The sequence below is a fragment of the Oleiphilus sp. HI0067 genome (assembly GCF_001635735.1).
This window is the reverse complement of record NZ_LWFI01001272.1, coordinates 1-1,476: the sequence shown is the minus strand read 5'-3', so window position 1 is coordinate 1,476 and position 1,476 is coordinate 1. Positions and strand designations below refer to the sequence as shown.

The window sequence follows — 1,476 nt, the reverse complement described above, 5'->3', positions numbered from 1 at the left end:
GCCAAAAAGCGCGCCATTGAAGCCAAACAATACTTCCTTGACAAAGGGGTTTCGGCCGAACGTGTTGCGATTCTCGGGCGTGGAGAGCGCGAGGCACTTCGTAATAGCAAGGGAGAGGATAGCGATCTCGCTAATAGAAGAATTAAATTGGAATTCTATCGAACGGAGCTAGGTGCAGAATGAGCCCCTTAATGAAACTTATCTTATTCGTGGCATTCAGTGTTTTGATGGGATGCACTGATGACAATCCCATTTTTGCCAGTTCAAGTAATATAAATAGACAACTGACAATCGTTCCGTTGCAAACGACTCTAAACAAAGGTACCTCACAAGTTTATCAAGCCTATGTTGTTAGTAGTGACGGCTCACAGCTTAACGTAACAAGAGATTCTGTCTGGAGTGTTGATCAAACAGCACTTGCTGCGATTAGCCAAAGTGGTCTTTTAGAGACTTTAGAAGCGGGAGAGCTCACGGTTTCAGCCCAATATCAAGAGTTGGTGGCCACAGCAAATCTTATTGTCACTGACAAAGTGATCACAAGTTTTTCTGTATTGCCACAGGAAGTGATTACGTTAGCAGGTTTAGAGCGTCAATTTTTAAGTTTCGTTGAATTTGATGATGGATCTAATCAAGATGTGACAGTCGATACCCAGTGGACGTCCTCTGATCCTGACATTGCAAACTTTCCTGGTCGACCGGGCAACGCGCGAGCGATTCTAGCAGGGCTTGTAACAATATCGGCTGAGTTTAATTCCTTCTCTGACACTGCTTCGCTAGAGGTCATTTCTGGAGAACCTACAGAGTTTTTAATTACACCTCCTGTCAGCTACGTACCAATCGGTGTTAATGAAAATTATTCAGCAAGTATTGCACTTGCAACGACCCCTGTTGAATATCTAGATGTTACCGAACAAGTGGTATGGTCGGTTGATGAGCCAAAACTCGCTTTCATTTCAAATGATATTGGACTGAAAGGCCAAGCTACGGCGAAAAGCGAAGGCGTTGTTATTGTCTCTGCAAATCTCAGTTTCGCCGGTCAGTCTGCTGTCGCGAATGCTGAATTAAACGTTATTCCAATTCAACTGGAAAGCATCGAGGTTAACCCTGAAAATATAACAGTTGTACGTGGTACTGATGGGCAATACGTAGCAACCGGTATATTTAATGATCAGCAAAGTAGGGACATCACCGATACGGTGGTATGGTCTTCATCCAACGACACCGTGGCAAAAATTGAGACCTTTGGAGCAAATAGTGGTCGTGCTGTAGCGATTAATCCCGGCAAGACAGATATTACGGCTGCGCTTAATGGTCTAAGTGATACTGTGACGGGTACCGTTGTCGCGCCCGAACTCAATACACTGCGCGTCTATCCACAAAACGCCTCTATTCCACTTGGTGAATCACAACCTTTTAGTGCCTTCGCCGATTATAGCGACGGTACTTCGCAGGACGTTTCGAATCGTGTCGCTTGGA

General features: G+C 44.9%; 2 protein-coding genes. Both read left to right on the top strand.

Features of this window, described 5'->3' with window-relative positions; genetic code table 11:
• Positions 1-183 (top strand): OmpA family protein (locus tag A3739_RS30990; protein ID WP_156502707.1); only part of this gene is annotated, 183 nt, incomplete at its 5' end.
• 8 nt (positions 184-191) lie between these two features.
• Positions 192-1,476: Ig-like domain-containing protein (locus A3739_RS19560; RefSeq protein WP_197472448.1), on the top strand; the 1,285-nt coding region annotated here is incomplete at its 3' end.